Origin of the sequence: Paenibacillus helianthi, assembly GCF_001909055.1 — a bacterium.
In the GTDB taxonomy this organism is placed as follows: Bacteria; Bacillota; Bacilli; order Paenibacillales; family Paenibacillaceae; genus Paenibacillus_AQ; species Paenibacillus_AQ helianthi.
This window is the reverse complement of record NZ_LVWI01000014.1, coordinates 111,203-129,909: the sequence shown is the minus strand read 5'-3', so window position 1 is coordinate 129,909 and position 18,707 is coordinate 111,203. Positions and strand designations below refer to the sequence as shown.

Annotated in this window: 2 protein-coding genes; both read right to left on the bottom strand. The window is 45.5% G+C overall.

The features are described from left to right. Positions 1-405 precede the first annotated feature (405 nt). Positions 406-8,547, bottom strand: a complete 8,142-nt coding sequence (locus A3844_RS06585) for a non-ribosomal peptide synthetase (RefSeq protein ID WP_074106966.1) — start codon at positions 8,545-8,547, stop codon at positions 406-408. 17 nt (positions 8,548-8,564) lie between these two features. Continuing rightward, on the bottom strand, positions 8,565-18,695 hold the full coding sequence (locus A3844_RS06580; protein WP_083606731.1) for a non-ribosomal peptide synthetase: 10,131 nt from the start codon (positions 18,693-18,695) through the stop codon (positions 8,565-8,567). Between the last annotated feature and the right edge of the window lie 12 nt (positions 18,696-18,707).

Genomic DNA, 18,707 nt, shown 5'->3' with positions numbered 1-18,707 from the left:
AGTCAAAGTTAAAATTTAATATGTATGTGAAACGGCTTAGCCGTCCTTATACAAGCTTAGGCTTCCGCAGCAGCGATGTACCTATCGTTTTTTGGCATCCGTTTCAGCGGGAACTTTAAGGATAATTTATAGCGTGAAACATATACATTCTATATTTCAATAAAAAACGCCCTGCTACCAGGGAGCGGACTGTACGCACCGTTTGTCCCCCCAAGCTCGATATTTTTTGTGTTTTTTAAAGATGGCAGATCCATTTCCCGCTTAAACAACGGTCCGTTCGCGGAGCGTCCACCCCAATAGCTTACGTATCTCCTACGTATAAAAAAGGGCGTCCCAAGTAGCCATTTCATGGCTTTTGGGACACCCCCCTAGAACTTAAACAGCATTAAGCACTCTTTCCTTGTATTATAATGTGCTTACTTCCTTTGTAGCCTCGTCAATTAACGACGCAAGCTGCATGACATAAGGTTGTCTCATCATCGTAACGTGATTTCCGGGAATATCAATGAAACGTACGTCTCCCGAGCCGAAGTTGTTCCAGGCAACAAAGCGCTGTTTAATCTCATCCGGATGCTCCAAGGTTTTCATGACGATAATAGGAATAGATAGCTTGGTAGCCTCCAGTTCCAGCACTCTCGACATCATTACATTATGAAGTTGAATCTGCAAATATTTATTGAGGTAATCTGCTGTCATAAAATCCTGGACAAGCTCATCCTGCCTCGCTGCATCCATAATGGCCTGTTTGGCCTTCTCGTAACCCAAAGCCTTGATTTGGTCATTAGGAAGCCCCATGATGTTCCCCATACCTAACACCAGAAGCATCAGCTTCAGCTCTTCCTCTGATACATCCTCATCATCTGATCCGGCTAACAGCTCAAGGGAGGGGGTTGTATCCAGAATGATCAAGCCTCTAGGGGGCCGCCCTTGCCGGATTAACTCCTGGCACATCCCGAAGGCAATATGCCCCCCTACAGAATGGCCGCCCAGATAATCCGTTTCCGGGTTATAGGTATCACTAATGGACTGTAAGTAACAGCTTACAAGTTCCCCGTAGCTTAAATATTGCGGCGCTTCATCCTCATATAGTCCCGGACTTTGCAGTCCATATACTGGGTAGTCCAACTGCTGGGCCAGATGAATGTAGCCCATAACTGTGCCGCCGGCTGGAGGAGCAAGTATTAACCTCTTTCCATTGTTCTCTTTGGAATTCAAGGCGATGAGATAATCCTTCGGTCCTCTCTGCCGAACCTCAATGGACTCTCCGCTCGCAGCAATCATTTCGGCTAATGCCATTGGCGTTGAGAACATAAATATGCTTTTGGGATCAACTTTGTACCCTCTCTCCCTAAGCTTAGATACCACCTTGATACTTAACAGTGAATCTCCGCCAAGCTCGAAGAAGGAATCCATGATACCAACCTTGGGCAAGCCCATAACCTGCTGATAAACTTCAACGATATCTTTTTCAATATCATTCGTTGGTTCCGTATAGCTCTCACCCAAGTCTTCTACTCTATCGGGCTCCGGCAGAGCCTTGTAATCCACCTTACCGTTGTTAAGCAGCGGCAATTGATCCAAGAGTACAATCAAGCTTGGTATCATATACTCGGGCAAAATATGCTGCAGTTCATTTCTGAATGAACCTGCTGTCAATCCGCTATTTGCGGGAACAGCATACGCTACTAAGTATTTGTGGCCACTGACATTACTTTTGACAACGACTACAGCATCCTTGGCCAGCCCATATGCCAAAATTGCATTTCGGATCTCTTCAGGTTCAATTCGAAATCCCCGTATTTTCACCTGATTATCTGTCCTTCCAATGTACTCAACACAGCCTTCGCTATTCAAGCGGACGATATCTCCCGTGCGATACAGTCTGCCCTTCCCTGCAAAGGGATCATGAATGAATCTCTCCGCGGTCCGCAACGGATCATTCATATACCCTCTCGCAACCCCATCGCCGCCAGTATATAGTTCTCCATGAACTCCTATAGGACATAGCTGCCCGTCTTTATCAAGGATATAAACGGTCGTGTTGCTAATCGGTCTGCCAATAGGAATGGTATGAGCATACTCCCGCACAATAGGATAGGTAGTTGTAAAGGTCGTATTCTCCGTGGGACCATACCCGTTTATAAGGGTCAATTCAGGACAAGCCTGCTTAACTCTATTGATAGGGTTGGAGGATAGGACATCTCCACCTACAATCAGGATTTTAAGCGGTAAGAACATAGCCGGATTATCCTGCGACAATTGATTAAATAAGGGTGAACTCAGCCACATAACAGTAATGCTATAGTCTGATAGGTGATGAGCCAACTCCAAAGCATCCAATAATACATGGTCATCCACTAAATACAAAGTCGATCCGTTTAATAGAGCACCCCACATTTCGAAAGTTGAGGCATCGAACGTCAGAGCCCCTGTCAACAAAATGCGATCCCGCTGTTCTACCGGTAACGACTGATTGTTTCGGACCAATCGGATTACATTCCGATGTTCCACCATAACACCTTTGGGCTGACCGGTAGAGCCTGAAGTATATAGAACATAAGCCAAGTCCGCAGCCTGATTGACAGATAGCGGATTATTCGCATTTCCCTCCAATAGCTGCAAACTGTCTAACGGAAGGCAAAAAGCAGTTTTCCCGGCGATACCTCCGCTATCTTTTAGCGTAAGTACCACTCTTACTCCGGAGGATTCCAGCATATTCGTTATCCGTTCCGCCGGATAATCCGGATGAATAGGCAGATAAGCTCCTCCAGCCTTGATGATGCCCAGAATACCGGCAATGGAATCCATGCTTCGCTCAACCATAATACCTACAACCTCATCACGTTGCACCTCCAACTTGCGTAATTCATTCGCAATGATGTTGGCCCGCTTATTTAATTCGGCATAGGTCAGATCCTGTCCGTTCCAGCATAATGCTGTTTTCCCGGGGTTTGCTTCTACCTGTTCCTCAAACAGCTCCTTGATCGTCAGTTCACGGGGATACGGGTTATGCGTCCTATTCACCTCGTGAATAAGGTAGGCGCGTTCAGCTTCATCAAGGAAGTCTACTTCACTTATCTTGAGCGTAGAATTTGAGCTGAAGGCTTCCAGCAAACGTTCGTAATATTTCATGAAGCGCTGGATGGTTTCCAGCCGAAACAAATCTGTATTGTACTCAAAATATACCAGCAGGGCTTCATTCCGTTCAAAAATATGGAGGGTTAAATCAAATTTAGCGACTGTGTGCTCCTGGATGATTTCCTGAATCTTCAAATCCTTTAATTGCAACTCCAACGGCAGATTTACCATACCCATCATTACCTGAAAAATAGGGGTCCGGCTGATATCCCTTTCAGGATGAAGCTCGTCAACCAGTCTGTCAAAAGGATATTCCTGATGCTCATAGCCCTCCAGAGCCGTTTGTTTTACCTTTTCCAGAAAATCAGTAAAACTCTCTGCTGAATCTAAATGCGTCCTAAGCGCCAGCGTATTCACAAACATGCCAATCATTTTCTCTGTTATATGATTACGCCCCGCAATAGGAGATCCGACAATAATATCTTGAGTTCCGGTAAGCTTGTACAACAGAACCTTAAAAACGGCTAACAGAGTCATAAACAGCGAAACTCCGTGTTTTTGGCTTAGCCCCTCCAGTATACGGGCCAATTCAGGCTGAATGGTCAAGAGCTTGGTATCCCCTCGGTAGGTTTGCATGACAGGTCTGGTGAAATCAAGCGGCAGTTCAAGAGCTGGAAGTTCCCCTGCAAGCTTGTCTAACCAATACTCACGGCTCTTCTGATCCTGTTCCACCATTTGGTTATGCCAAGCAAAGTAATCCGTCGGATCAAGTTCCGTCTGCACGGCTTCAGGAACACTTCCTTGAAGCAGCATTTCATAAATGTCACCTAGCTCTTTCATCAGAAGCCCTAATGACCAACCATCCGAGATTATGTGATGTTGTGCAACGATAAGCAGATGCCGCTCAGGTGCAACCTTTAGGAGAGTAAGCTGCATCAGCGGTCCGTGCCCCAGATTGTAGCTTTTTTCCGCCTCCCGGCTTACAATCTCCTGAATGACATTCTTCCTTGCTGCCTCCTCCATAACTGAAACATCCAGATAGTTGTAATCCAGAGTTGCTGTCGCCGCGATTTGCTGTACAGGCGTTTCATCCACCATTACAAAGGTGGCTCTGAGCCCCTGATGACGGTTAATGACATGCTGGAATGCCTCTTTCAGTACGTCTGCCTGTAAAACACCTTGTAGCTCCCAAGTTCCGAGAATATTGTAATTATTACTTTGTGAATCCATTTCAGTTAAAATGTACACTCTTTTTTGTGCGTGTGACAGCTCGTAATAACGCTGTACCGGCAGCTTCGGAATATGGATCTCTGCCGTAAGAAGAGACTCGCGGGTCTGATCAATAATGTTCGCCAACTGTTTAACTACAGGATGCTGAAAAATCATTTGAACGGGAAGTTTGATGTTCAATTCCTGCTGCATTCTTGATAGCACCAAAGTCGCTTTGAGAGAATGCCCTCCCAATTCAAAGAAGCTGTCATTACGGTTAACCTGGTTAATTTGCAGTATTTCCTTGAATATGCTAACGATGGCCATCTCTGTTGCCGACAATGGCTCTTCATCCCCAAGTACCGTCTGACGGTTACCCTGTATAAGGCTTAAGGAAGCATAATCAATCGATCCGTCCTTTGTTTCCGGGATTTCTGCCAGCTCAACCAGCCTGCAGTCTTCTGCTCCGAGTGCAGCCAGCTTATCCATGATGGACCGGGAAGAAGCTGCAATATCTGAAGAAGTATAATAGATGACTGGCATCATTTCAGTGTTTTGTGTATAACTAAGCCCATTTCTGATTTCTTGATGATTACGATCCAGCCCCACAAAGACAAGTGGAGTAGAGCAAGTAAGTCCGTATAGTAAGGAATGAATGCCTTGCTCGCGAGACAACGGCAGAAAGCCACGGCTTGCAGTGACCTGAGTTGCCAGGTTATTACGGCTCATGCCTACGTTCTCCCACTGACTCCAGGCAAAACAGTAAGTACGGGGATACCCGTTATGTGCCCTGTAGATACTAAAATGATCGATAAAGCTGTTGGCTGAAGAATATGCGCTAAATGTTGAAGCTCCGAAGTAGCCATTTACCGAAGAGAAGAGTATCAGGGAAGCCTCTGGCTCATTCAGGAGCGCCTCATGTAGTGCCAGTGTTCCGTGTACCTTTGCTGTAAACATTCGCTCGTAGATACTTGTATCCGTTGCATGAATCCACCGATCTTCAAAGTGTTTCCAGTGCTCCTCTAAACTTCCTTCACCCGCCAAATGCAATGCGCCTTCCAAAGGCTTGTTCCACTTTGCCCGGCCTTGGGCGATGGCATTTTTCAGAAAAGCAGCATCTGTCAAATCGCCATGTAAATAGATAAAATCGACATCATTTTTCTCCAGCTCCTTGTAGGCTTGTAATCTGAGTGGTACCTGTCCGCCGCCAACGTCACTCTTCCAGTGCTGCTTTTCGTCATCAATATTTGTTCTGCCTACTACAATAAATTTCAAGTCTAGCCGGTCAGCTAACTCTTTAATTAATTCAGTGCCAATGCCACCAAGCCCACCGGTTATCAGATACATGCCTTCAGCCTGCAGGTTAACTGTTTGCTTGCCGCTCTGCTGGATATCTATTGGAACAAGCTGAGGCAGAAGCCTCTTGTTTTGGCGGTAAACGACTTCATCCTGGGGTTTTACGTTTCTAAGTTCTTCGATCAGACCATTAAACCCCATGTCCCGGCAATCAAAGTCCACATGACAGCAGGCCAGCCACGTATTCTCCAATGCAGCGCTTTTCAGAAAGCCCTGAATCGGGGCATCGCCATAATTCAACCACGGCTCGTCCATACAATGCTGGCTATTTCTGGTCACAACATACAGCTGAATTTTTTCAGGATTTGCCCTGTGCAGTGACTGGATGAGATGAAGCAATCCAAACAGACCTTTCCTGTGAAAGGATTTAATTTCTGCCTCGGACAACATTTCTCCGGCAAATCGGGAATTGGAAATATAAATAATATCCGTTGGCAGTGGGCCAATCGGGATGACATCTTCTTGGTGAGAGTACAGCAATACTTGTCCGCCCTGAGCCAGAATCGCATTAGCTATGAAAGTGTTATCCCCATCATCAATAATCCAAAACGACCGACCCAGAAAATCGGGAGCACTGGCAGCAGGCTGTACATGACTCCACTTCTTTTCAAAAAACCAGTTAGGCACCGTTCGTTCATTTTTCTCAAATACATCCACTTCCCGCTGGATCGTGCTGAATTCCCCTGCCAGAAACTGTGACGCAAGCTTGGAACGCTGAATTTTACCTATGTTAGTCTTGGGAATGTCATTCTTTGTTACAGGAATGATAAAATCAATCTTCAAACCTAGAGCATCACTTAGTTTCTTCCGTACTGTGCGAACCTGGTTCAAAGTCTGTTCACGATGCTTTAGCTCCGATACAAAAAACACTGCAATTTTATCTGTGTCGCTGTTTTGACCCCTTATGGCGCAAACTGCGGTAAAGGAGAGGGCGATTCCCTCTATTTCCTCAACAAGCCCCTCCAATTCTACATTGCTGTAGTTGACTCCATTTATGATCAGCAGATCCTTTAACCGTCCTGTAATGGTCAGACAGCCTTCCCAAATGAAGCCCTGATCACCGGTATTAAACCAGCCGTCCGGAGTGAAGGCTTTCTCATTCTCATTCGGATTATTGTAATAACCGGGAGTAGTGGTTAATCCTTGGATTTGAATTCTGCCAATTTCCCCCTCATGAATCAGCTCATTCTTCGAGTTTACAATTCTTACATCTACTCCTGGAATCGGCTGTCCAAGTTCCGTAAAGGTTATGCCGTCCTGAATCCGATCTGACAATCTAAACGTCCCGGTTACCGCATCGGTTTCAAGAACACGGATACCTGTATGGGGTTCAGTGTCAAAAGTATTAGAGTAGATAACCCCCGAGCATGTTTCAGACATCCCCCATGTGGGGAACATGGCATTTGAACGAAGCCCGAAAGGTTGAAGCTTGTTCAGAAATAATTTGCAGCTTTTAGCCGTTATAGCTTCACCTGCGTTAAGAATAAATCTCATGGCGGAAAGATCCCATGTCCTGCCCACGGTTTGCTCCAGTCTCTCGGCAACTAGAGAATAGGCGAAATTAGGCGCCCAAGTTAACGTGGCCTTATACTGGTCCATAATATCAAGCCAATGCAAGGGCTCTGCCAGAATATAGTTAGTCTGAACTTGCACCTGCGTACAGCCTACGTACATTTCCTTAATATGAAACATTACAATACCACCGACATGTTCCAGGGGCATCCAGTTTACTGAAATCTCTTCTGCATTAAACCGGTTTAAAAGGGTTGTCCCCCGCTCCCGGCTAATAATAGTGTCGTGAGTTTGCAGCACTCCTTTGGGTGAACCTGTGCTTCCGGATGTAAACAAAATGATTGCTAAATCCGTTGAAGAGGGGTGATGAACAGCAGCAGCAGGATACCCCTGCAGTTCCTCTAGCTTGATCGGCTTTAACGCTGGGCTGAAATTGGCAACCAGGTCCCTGATATCTTCATAACGGTTATTATTTGTTATGATATGTGGCTGCTCTAATGTATTTATAATATAGCTGAGCGTACTTAAATCCGTACCGGATTGCGCAAAGGAACGGGGCACCGTAACGGGAACAGGAACAAATCCGCCTAATATACAAGCCCAAAACGCGAGAACAAAATCCTTTTTCTCTTCCAGCTGGAAGATGACTTTATCCTGTGGTTTTAAGCCACGCTTCTCTAGTCCCGCTAATACCTCTTTCGCCTGTTGAAGGAGAGCCGAGTAGGATTGAAAGTGGGTCTGCCCCTCATCATTGACATAGTGTATTCCATGCTCAGGGTAGTTCTGCGCAGCCCTTTCCAGTACATCCGCCAAGGTGACAGGCTCATTCCGCGAGTGGCTTTGAGTACCGCCATGTATAATTGCTAACGGTCCGGATCTCACCTCTGTATTAGTCCGCTCCTCCAGCACCTCTCCTTGCGGCAAAGACTGCTCCTTCTTTGTATATCCGGTATTGATCAAATCATCGATATGGACGTGTTCGATCTCATGCAGTATTTCTTCCGCAACGACTGCTACCTTGCCGATATGAGGAAGCGAACGAATTTCCGCCTCCCAATTCAGTAATTCAGCATTTTTTTCAGCATATAAATAGAGGGCTTCTTTGTCGATCTTACCTTCTGGCAAAAGGGGAAATGAGGATATCTGAATGCAGACAACATTATCGCTACCTTCTGGCCGGTTAATATCAGAACACAGCTTCCGGCAATCCAGCCTGTCTTGACCTGTTACAAAAGCCACCAGACGTAAATCGGAGGACTTCCCTTTGACAGCCACAATAGCACATTGTTGTACAGACGGGTGTTTGACCCATTCCTTCTCGATCTGCGAGAGATCCACCCGCTTGCCGTTAATTCTTACCAGATTTATAACGCGACTGTTGGAATAACTCATTAAAGACACCTCTCTCCCTATACCAGTTCTAATATTTTTATCGTGCCGTTCCCTTGCCACATCCCGATATCACCAGTCTTATACAAACGCTTACTGCCCGCAGGCGCCAGGAAATTTTCTATCTCATGCTCTGTCATCCATTCCGCCCAGCTTCCGCAATCCCGGTAAAGGTTATCGCTGGCTATGCATATCTCCCCCGGAGCTCCTATTGGAACAGGCTGCTGCCAATGGTCAAGTATATACACCTCCGTGCTGATTTCCGGATCGTTTACACCCTTATATATTTCTTCCTGGTCCTCGTATAGCACATCCACCTTAGCGGTCTTGGCGAAATACTGAAGGATCCTTTGGCTCTCCTCAGTGGACAGGATCGAAATGGCAGCTATTCTCTGGTCACGGTCCATTACTAAGGACATCAGCACATTCTGAAAATTATAGAACATCCGTTCCATGAAATCCTGATCCCACAAAGCCCGGTTGTAGTAAACTTCAAACAGAATGGTGTTATCCCGAGGTGCTATCTCCACAATAAGGTCATAATTAATATCAACAGAGCCTTGCACATGATTAAGCTTCAACACTCTGTTTGAATTAGCCATATCAGCATCTACAGGGTAGTTCTGGTATATCAGCAATGAGTGGAACAACGCCTCTCCAAACGGAATGGCACTGACCTCCTGAATTTCTGGCAATAAGCTGTATTCATATTCCTTGATGTCCAGGGTGGCCGTCTGAAGATTCGCAAGCAGCTCTGCCGCAGTTGTACACTCTGTCAAATTAACCCTTAGCGGTAAAGAGTTAATAAACAGCCCAATCATCTTTTCCACATCCGGCAGTGTATGTGGTCTCCCTGAAACGGTACATCCGTATAATACATCATCCTTGCCAGTGTACCGGCTCAAAATTAATCCCCACGCTGCCTGCAGCAGAGTATTCAGCGTATATGGCTGTTGTCTGGTGAATTTCTGAATGAGTCCCACCGTTTCAGCATGAATGGTACAAGTGTACTTGATCATATCTCTTATCTGCGGCGAGGATTTCTCATCATTGTCTAGTGCAAGTCCTGGCAGCGGAGTTGCCGCTTTTATTCCCTTCAGGTACTCTCTCCAGAATCTCTTTGCCTTATGGTGGTCCTGAGTCAAATACCACTGAATGTACTCCTTGTACGGAGTCACATGGGACAGTCCGATTTTCCGGTTGTTATAGAGCGCATCGTATATACCGAGAAGTTCACTTAGTAATGCAAACACACTCCAACCGTCTAGGGCAATATGATGAAAGCTGCATATCAACTGATTGCTGCTCTGGTCAGATTCACTGCTCAAAAACATTATCCGTACAGGCGCCTCATCCACCAGATTAAAGGCCCGGCTCGTGAACGTGCGGATTTGTTGCTCCCGTTCTTCTTCTCCATCGGCAAGTTTACATTCAACCGGGTGGCTCAGGTTTTTACATACAAGCTGAACAGGCTCAGTCCGACCTTCCCATAGATAGGTTGTCCGTAAAATAGGATGTCTGTCCGCAATTTCCTCCCATGCCTTTTGCATTACGGAAGGTACAAGTTCGCCAACTAAGTGGGCATATATTCTACCGTTATAAGACGATGACACATCATCCGACAGCGCATGGTACAGCATGCCCTGCTGCATGGGAGAGAGTGGATAGGCATCCTCGGTTGATGCGGGAAGCTTGGAAAGCTCATCCAGGGACATATTTATCAAAGGAAAATCCGATGCCGTAAACTCTCTGTAAGCCACATTCATACAATGATCGGCAATAGCCATTATCTCATGCTCTATAGACGACACTAGCGCGGCGACCAACCCATGCTGCATCATAGCCTTCGTCACTGAGACATGAATAATTAGTTCATCATGAATAACCATGCTGTTCAATTCCAGCAGATAAGAACGTCTGGCGGTGGGACTATGGAAGCTTCCATTAGAAGCGCTTGCCAGCTCCATATTTAAGGAGGAACGTCCGCCGTCTACCTGACCGAGATAGTTGAACAGCACAGAAGGCAACTTGCCTGCACTAAGCCCTGCATCCCTGGTTAAATACTTCAAAATTCCAAATCCGATACCTTTATTCGGAACAGTCCGAAGGGTCTCCTTGACGCCTTTGATTTGCTCACTTATTGCCTCGCTATGCCCCATCAGCACAATAGGATAAGCACTTGTGAACCAGCCTACAGTTCTGGTTATATCAAGATCCTTCAGAATATTCTCACGGCCATGCCCCTCCAGCATTATGGACAAGGTATCGCTGCCGGTACAAGTCCTAGCTGCTCTAAAAATAGCGGTTAGCAGCAGGTCATTAATATCCGTATTGTAAGGGTGGTTGGCAGTTCTGAGCAGATTGTCTGTGTAGAACTTATTGATTACTATAGGGATAGTGACTCCGTCGCTTTCAATACCGGGGTCGTTGAACAACTCTTCCGCCAAACGGCTGATACTTTGAGCGGTTTTCTTCCAATAAGGCAGCTCAGTCTGTATTTCAGCGCCTTGGGCATACCTATGCTGCGCTTCAGCCCATTCCTTAAATGACATTGTTTTAGCCATAAGCTCGGCTTGTTCATTATTCATCAGCGCATCCAGCAAGAGCCTCAGGTCCTCAGCAATAATTCTCCAGGATACTCCATCGACGATTAAATGATGGACTGCCAGCAGCAGCTTCTGCGTTCCGTCACAGCATTGGAACAGCACTGGTGCGATCAAAAGGCTGGTATCCAGCTTCAAGGATCGTTGTGCCCGGTTAGATTCCTCCAGAAAAGCTGTTTTTTGGGCTTCCAAGGACATTCCCGTGCAGTCCACAGTATGAATTGTAATGTCATGGATGCGCGGTCGGTTGAATTGCTTCATATCCCCGATTCCGACGTTATAGCTTATTCTTAATGCGTCATGGTGATTTATAACCCCCAACAGAGCCTGCTTGATTACCTGCTCCGGATAAGGAACCGCAAGTGAAAAGAAAGCCGGTAAATTCCAATGCTCAGGATTAGAGAAATTTTCATTAAAGAACCATTGCTGAATAGGCGTAAGCTTGATTTCTCCCGTCACTTCAACTTGTGATTCAACCCTGTTGTGGACTGTCTTGGTTATTTTCCGGCCTAGCTGAGCAATGGTTTTGTTAAGATAAACAGCTTTAGGCTCAAGTTGATAGCCCTGCTTTCGTAATCGGGAGATCATCTGAATGACTGCAATAGAATCGCCGCCCAGCTTGAAAAAATCATCTATTCTGCCGACACGTGTTACTCCCAGTAGTTCTCCCCAAATATCTGCCAGAATCCGTTCCGTCTCATCAGCAGGCTCGTGATAATTCTCACCGTCCTTCACGACACCAACTTCCGGTTGGGGCAGAGCCTTTCGGTCTGTTTTGCCGCTAGCATTGATAGGCAGGACATCTAGCGTCATGAAGTAGTGGGGAATCATATATTCGGGCAGTCTATCTCTTAAGTAATCCGGCCAATCAATGCTCACCTCGCGTGAAAGAACCAGATACGCTGCCAGACGTTTGTTGCCGTAAGAATCACTTATTGCATTTACTACACATTCTTTGACCTCTTCATGCTGAAGAATCATTGTTTCGATCTCGCTTAGCTCAATGCGGATTCCCCTGATTTTTACTTGATGATCCATACGACCCAAATATTCAATCTGACCATCTTCTGTCCATCTTGCCAAATCCCCGGTACGATATAGCTTACTTCCGGCCTTAAGTGGATGGTCTGTAAACTTTTCCCTGCTTAACTTTTCATTATTAATGTAGCCTCTGGCCAACCCTGCCCCGCCAATACATAGCTCTCCAGTGACACCTGCAGGCTGTAGCTGATTATAGGAGTTCACAATCAAGATGCCAATATTGCGCATAGGAGAACCGATCGGAATCAGGCCTGATTCTTGTTTGTTGTCCAAAGAATATCGGGTCGCATAAATCGTAGATTCTGTAGGCCCATAAATATTCTCCAGATGTGCTGTGTCCGAAATACTATAGAAATGCCGTACGGTCTCCCTGGAAATCGCCTCGCCTGCAGCAAATACATATTTAAGAGAGTCTAATTGGCTGTATTCCGTTGCCTCTAAAGAGTTCATAAAGGCATTAAGCATCGAAGGTACAAAATTAATATGCGTAATCCCGTAATTATAGATAGCCCTTAGTATAGAAAGAGGCTCTTTCTCCTCTCCCTGTCTGAGAATGACCAGGCTTCCACCCTTATGAAACCACCCGAACAATTCCGCCACAGATACATCGAAGGTGACAGGAGTTTTGAATAAATAAGCATCCTCCTTCTCCAAAGGATATTTCTCCTGAAGATCCATAATAATATTTGCTACACTTGCATGCTCGATCATGACTCCCTTGGGTTTACCCGTGGTGCCTGATGTATAAATAACGTATGCTAATTGCCTGGAATTGAGGTTCACATGTAAGTTTTCTCCATCACCTGTATAAATCTCCGGATTGTCAAGATTAACTGCCTCTGCAACTCCGTAGACCTTATCAGCCAGGCTATTCTGAACCAAAACCTTCCTCGCGCGGCTATCGTCAATCATATAGCGGATGCGCTCCGCAGGAAACGCGGGATCAATAGGCATATAAGCACATCCCGCTTTGAGCACCGCCAGAATTCCGATAATCATCATGAAGGATCGCTCCGTCATAATACCGATGATTTCATCCTGGTCCAAACCTTGCTGCAGCAAAAACAATGCAAGTTTATTGGACCACTTGTTCAATTCACTGTAGGTCATCTCCTCGCCTTCATAAACCAATGCACAAGAATCTGGCGTTTCCTCCACTGCTTGTTCAAACAGAGACACCAGTGTTTCCCCGTAGGCAGCTTCCTGTGCTGCTAAAGGTGTTTGCCATTCTTCGAGAATTTGCAATCGCTCTTTCTGAGTAATGACTTCGTAAGAATCCACTGCACGGGAAGGAGTAATGACCGCCTTCTCCAGAAGTGTTTTATAATGGTTCAGCATCCTTTGTATTGTGGATTGAACATAAAGATCGGTACTATATTCCAAAACAACCTTCAATTCGCCTTTATCCTCGAAAACCTGCATGGACAAATCAAATTTTGAGGTCTCGTTGTAATAAATGTCCGCTTCCATCTGTCCATCTGTATGTGATACAGGCTTCATAGGCGCATTTTGCAGGACAAACATCGTTTGAAACAGCGGATGCCTGGATGGGTCTCGTTCTACATTTAAGCGCTCTATGATCTCCTCAAACTGAATGTCCTGATTCTTTTGCGCATCCAGCACCGTAGACCTAACTTGTCTTAGAAATTCACGGAATGTCCCCTTGCATGTTAGCCGTAAAGGCAGCGTATTGGTGAAAAAACCAATAAGCGGTTCTACCTCTCTCCGGTTCCGGTTAGCGAATAAAGAGCCTAGCAGGAGTTCATCCTGGTTGGAATAACGCTTCAGCAGTGCTGCAAACCCCGCCAATAAAACCATGTATAGGGTGGCTCCTTCTTCCTGTGCCATCCTCTTTAAATTATCTGTTAATCCCTTACTGATCCGAAGTACTTCTACTGTGCCCCGATAGGTTTGGATATCCGGACGAGGCTTGTCCGTTGGCAAATCCAGCACGGGAAGCTCGCCTGTCAATTGCTTTTCCCAGTATGCCATTTGCTTGTTATGCTCTTCACTCTTAAACCACTCTTCTTGCCAAAGGGCAAAATCAGCATATTGAATCTCTAGCACCTCTGCAGGGAGACCATGCCCATCCAGCAGAGTGAAATAATAATGAGAGAATTCTTTAAGCAGCACACCAACAGACCATCCATCCGAGACAATATGATGAATAGATACAATAAGAGTACAGTGATCCTCCGCTGTTCTGAGAATCTGAAATCTGCAAACCGGACCTTTTACCAGGTCAAACGGCTTCATAGACTCTTCTCTAATAAGTGTATCCACAGTGTCCTGCCGTAGTTCCTCTGTCAATGAAGTCAGGTCACGGATTACAGCCTTAACGGGTGCTTGAGCTTGAATAATCTGAACAGCCTGATCCTCAATAACGTCAAAGGTCGTTCTCAAAATTTCGTGCCGCCGGATAATTTCCTGAATGGCCTGCTCCATATATCCGGCGTGGATATGGCCCTTTATTTGTATTACCACAGTGTTATTGTAGAAGGGATTATCCGGCTCCAGCTCATACAAAACCCATTGCCGTTTCTGTGCGGACGACATTTGAACCTTTGAACCTCTAACTCTGGGGACAACTGGTTCCATCTTGCCTCTTTCTTCTTTGTACAGTCTTTCATTCAGAACATCAGACAGCCGCTTTAATTCTGGAAAGTTAAACAAATCTTCGAGTTCCACCTGAACCTTAATTTCGCTGCGCAAAATTGAGACCAATTGAGTCGCTTGTAATGAATTTCCGCCGAGTTCAAAGAAATGGTCATTAATGGTGATACGGGAATCGTTGAGGATTTTTTTCCAGCACATAATAAGGACCTGGTCCAATTCATTTCTGGGACTGCTCTCCAAGGGCTTAGCAGGCGCTGAAAGCTCCGCCAGCATTCTCAGATCAACTTCCCCAGCCTCATCAAGAGGCATCTGTTCAATCTGCTTCAGTTCAATCTGCGGGGCTTCCGTGCCTGCAGAAGCTGCAGCTATTTCTTTAAATAAATCGTTAATCTTTTTAAGCTGATTAGGCTCAACTGCTGTCTGAATAAATATCGTTACCCGGTGAACGGGAGGGACATCCGCATGGCTTAATTCCTGGATTTCCTTCTTAGCGCCGTTCAGACCAATGAATTGTACAGGTTCCCCAGACCTCAACCCCGCCCACAAGGACAAAATTCCGTTTTGTTTGGTAATGGGACTATACCCTCTGCTGCCCAATTGATTCTTAATGATTAAACCGCTTCCCATACCCAGCTCATCCCACAAACTCCAGGAGAAGCAGTAAGCCTGCATAAGAGCAGATTGATTCTGGTAGACCGTGAAGATCTCCATGAATTGATTCGCGGAGCAATACGCTCCTACTGTCATCCCGGAATGTAAGGTTCTTGCCGAGGACGACGAAATAAACAGGATATCTTTCTTATCTTTAACAAGCTGATGGAGCACCCAAGTGCCGTAAACCTTGGCTTCATACATTTCATCCAGCTGCTCTTGAGTCTGATCTTCCATAAGGTACTCCTGAATAATACCTGCAAGATGAATAACACCGCTTAGGGATTGCTGCTGCTCTGCTTCAAATTCGGTAATCAGGTTGGATAATCGCAATTGATCTGTCAGGAGAGCTGTCTCATACCGGATCGTTCCGCCAGCGGCTTCTTTATTCTTTAGACGCTCGAAAGCTTCTTTTTTCTGAGGGACAGTCAATTGCGTCCTGCCGATAACCAGAATATTAGCTGCATATTGCTCCATGAGCTGCTCGCATACAAGTATACCGATTCCGCCTAATCCACCGGTCACTATGTATAATCCTTGCTTCTTCAAAGGAAGTCGGCGACTCGCTGTAGCCAGCATGTCCATCTTCTCGATAACAGGAACCAGCCGACAGTGATTTCTGTAGGCAACAACCCGGTATTGATCCTGTGCAATAGATTCCCTGCTCAGAATTTCCATTAATTCAATATTCTCATTGTCTGGTATATCTATCAGCTTAGAAAAAACATGGGGTAATTCATGGGAAATAGTTTTAATGAAGCCAGGGATGGTTGCCTGTTCATAATGAACAACCTCATTTCCTAATGCCCCTATAGCCTGGGAGGTCACCATAAAGAGATAAATATCCCGATCTTCATATCTCTTCAGTGCTTTGGTTAAATACAGCAGACTAATACTTGCGTCCAGTTGGGCATCCTTAAGATCCTGAACCGAGCCAATCTTTTTCACAGATCCTATGTTCCAAAGATGAACTACGTACTCCATCCAAAAGGCTTCTTCCGCTAAGCATTCCATAAGATTCTGATAATCATCCGGATTAGAAGGGTTGATATAATACTGTCTGGAATCCGCTTTCCGGAAATGCTCACCCTTCAATACCAGTATCCCTTCCTGAAGTTCAGAAGGTGTATCTTCTACCGAGTTGGCAAAAACTACTGTATTCTCGGCTTTAATCTTGCTAGGCTCCGTTTCATCAAGTTCGCAGCTTATCCACTTCTGTTTATAGCTCCAGTCTGGAAGCGTATATTCATTGCTGAGCAATATGTCGATTTGTTTTTTGATCGGGACGAAGGCTCCGTTTTTATACTTTTGAATCAGCTCATTGCGTTGAATTTTGCCGCTGTTGGTTTTAGGGAACTCATCTTGGGAGAGGGGTATGATTATGGCAGGATAAAGGCCAAATTTTCTGCTGACGTCATATTTAATTTGGTCTATCATTTGCGGCAGGCGGGAACCGGAATCCTCGTCCAGAACAAAAAATACTGCAAGCTGATCTACATTCTGTTCATCCGGAATGGCACACGCGGCTACATAGGTGACTTCAATTCCGTCAATTTCCTCAATAGCTGCTTCAATATCGTAGTTATAATGATTGTTTCCGTTAATGATGATAACGTCCTTTGCCCTACCGGTAACCGTAAGTCTCCCGTCGATCAAAAATCCCAAATCCCCGGTTTCAAACCACCCATCAATAAAGGATTCCTGATTAGCATCGTCATTCTTGTAATAACCATTCATAACTGAAGGGCTTTTGACTTGCAGACGGCCGATATTGCCCTCATTCAGAAGGGCATTGGCGCTGTCAACAATCCGTAATGCCACACCGGGTATCGGCGTACCCGATTCTGTGAAAACTACGTGATTCGGATCATCAGCGGAAACGTGTCTGATTGTACCACTTAGTGAATTTTTGTCTATGTAATGGATCCCCGAGGGCGTGTCTCGCATTAGAAGATGGGATTCAACAATACCTGATGAGGTTTCTGACATACCGTAAGCCGGAATTAGCGCATTGGCTGGAAGGTGAAACGGCTTCAGCAGATTGAGAAAACGGTGTGCCACTTTACCTACAACTGCTTCTCCTCCGTTCAGGACATACCGCATGGAGGACAAGTTCCAGCTTCGTTCACCGGCTGCAGCTACTGCATCGTTTAACATGGAAAAAGCAAAGTTCGGCGCCCAGGTCAAAGTTGCTTTATAATAATCGATCCAGTCCAGCCACAGTAAGGGATTATTCACAATGCTGTCAATATGGCCTATCACTTGGGTACAGCCCAAACAAACATCCCTTACATGAAACATCACAATACCGCCCACATGATCCAAGGGCATCCAGTTTAGCGAAATATCGCGATGATCAAACTGATTATGAACGGAAGTAGCCATTGATCTCCAAATAATCGAGCTGTTACGATGCTGTACGCATTTGGGTTTACCGGTGCTTCCAGAAGTAAGCAGGTTGAGAACAAAGCTGTCCTCTGCAGCTTCAAACCCATTCGTGTCGGGAAAGTCTGCTTTTATATTTTCGTAACAGGCTATTCGCACTTCATTTTCATTCCAGAGAACTTCGAGTTCTGCCAGCTTTGGTTCAAGCTCAAGCTCAGATAAAATCACAGGATGATCCAGCAAACTCCACGAATTATAAATTTTGGTCAACAAGGCGTTCATCTCGGAATAGATAGGCGCTATGGCTATTGGAGTCGGCAAAAATCCGCCCAATACACAAGCCCAGAAGGAAATAATAATCTTTTTGTTGTCTTTAAACTGGAAGATAACAGAGTCTCCAGGCTGCAGGCCTAGCTTCTTCAATCCATACAGTAGGCACTGTGCTTCGTGCAAAAGTTCAGTATAACTACAGAAGCTCTCCGTTCCATCCATATAAATAAAGTGAATACCCTGACTTCCATGCTTGTCAGCCGCATTCTTTAACAGTTGCTGCAAGGTTGCAGGGTAGTGTGGCTCAATGTTTAGAGGAGCTCCATAACTAATTGCTGGTTTTTGCCGATCAATGGCTTCTTGCTCAATAACCGCAGATTTTGGGAGGATGGTATCTTGAATATAAGGATTACGTACCGCTTCAATACTGCCATCGGGGAAAAGATCGTTCAGATGCACGGGGGGAATCGAATATTCCGTTTCAGTTACTATGATTCCGGACTTCTCAATGAACGGAATACTCTGAATGGTTTTCTCCAGCTCTATTACAACCTCTTGTATCTCTTTATTAATGGAAGAATTCATTGTCCACCTCGG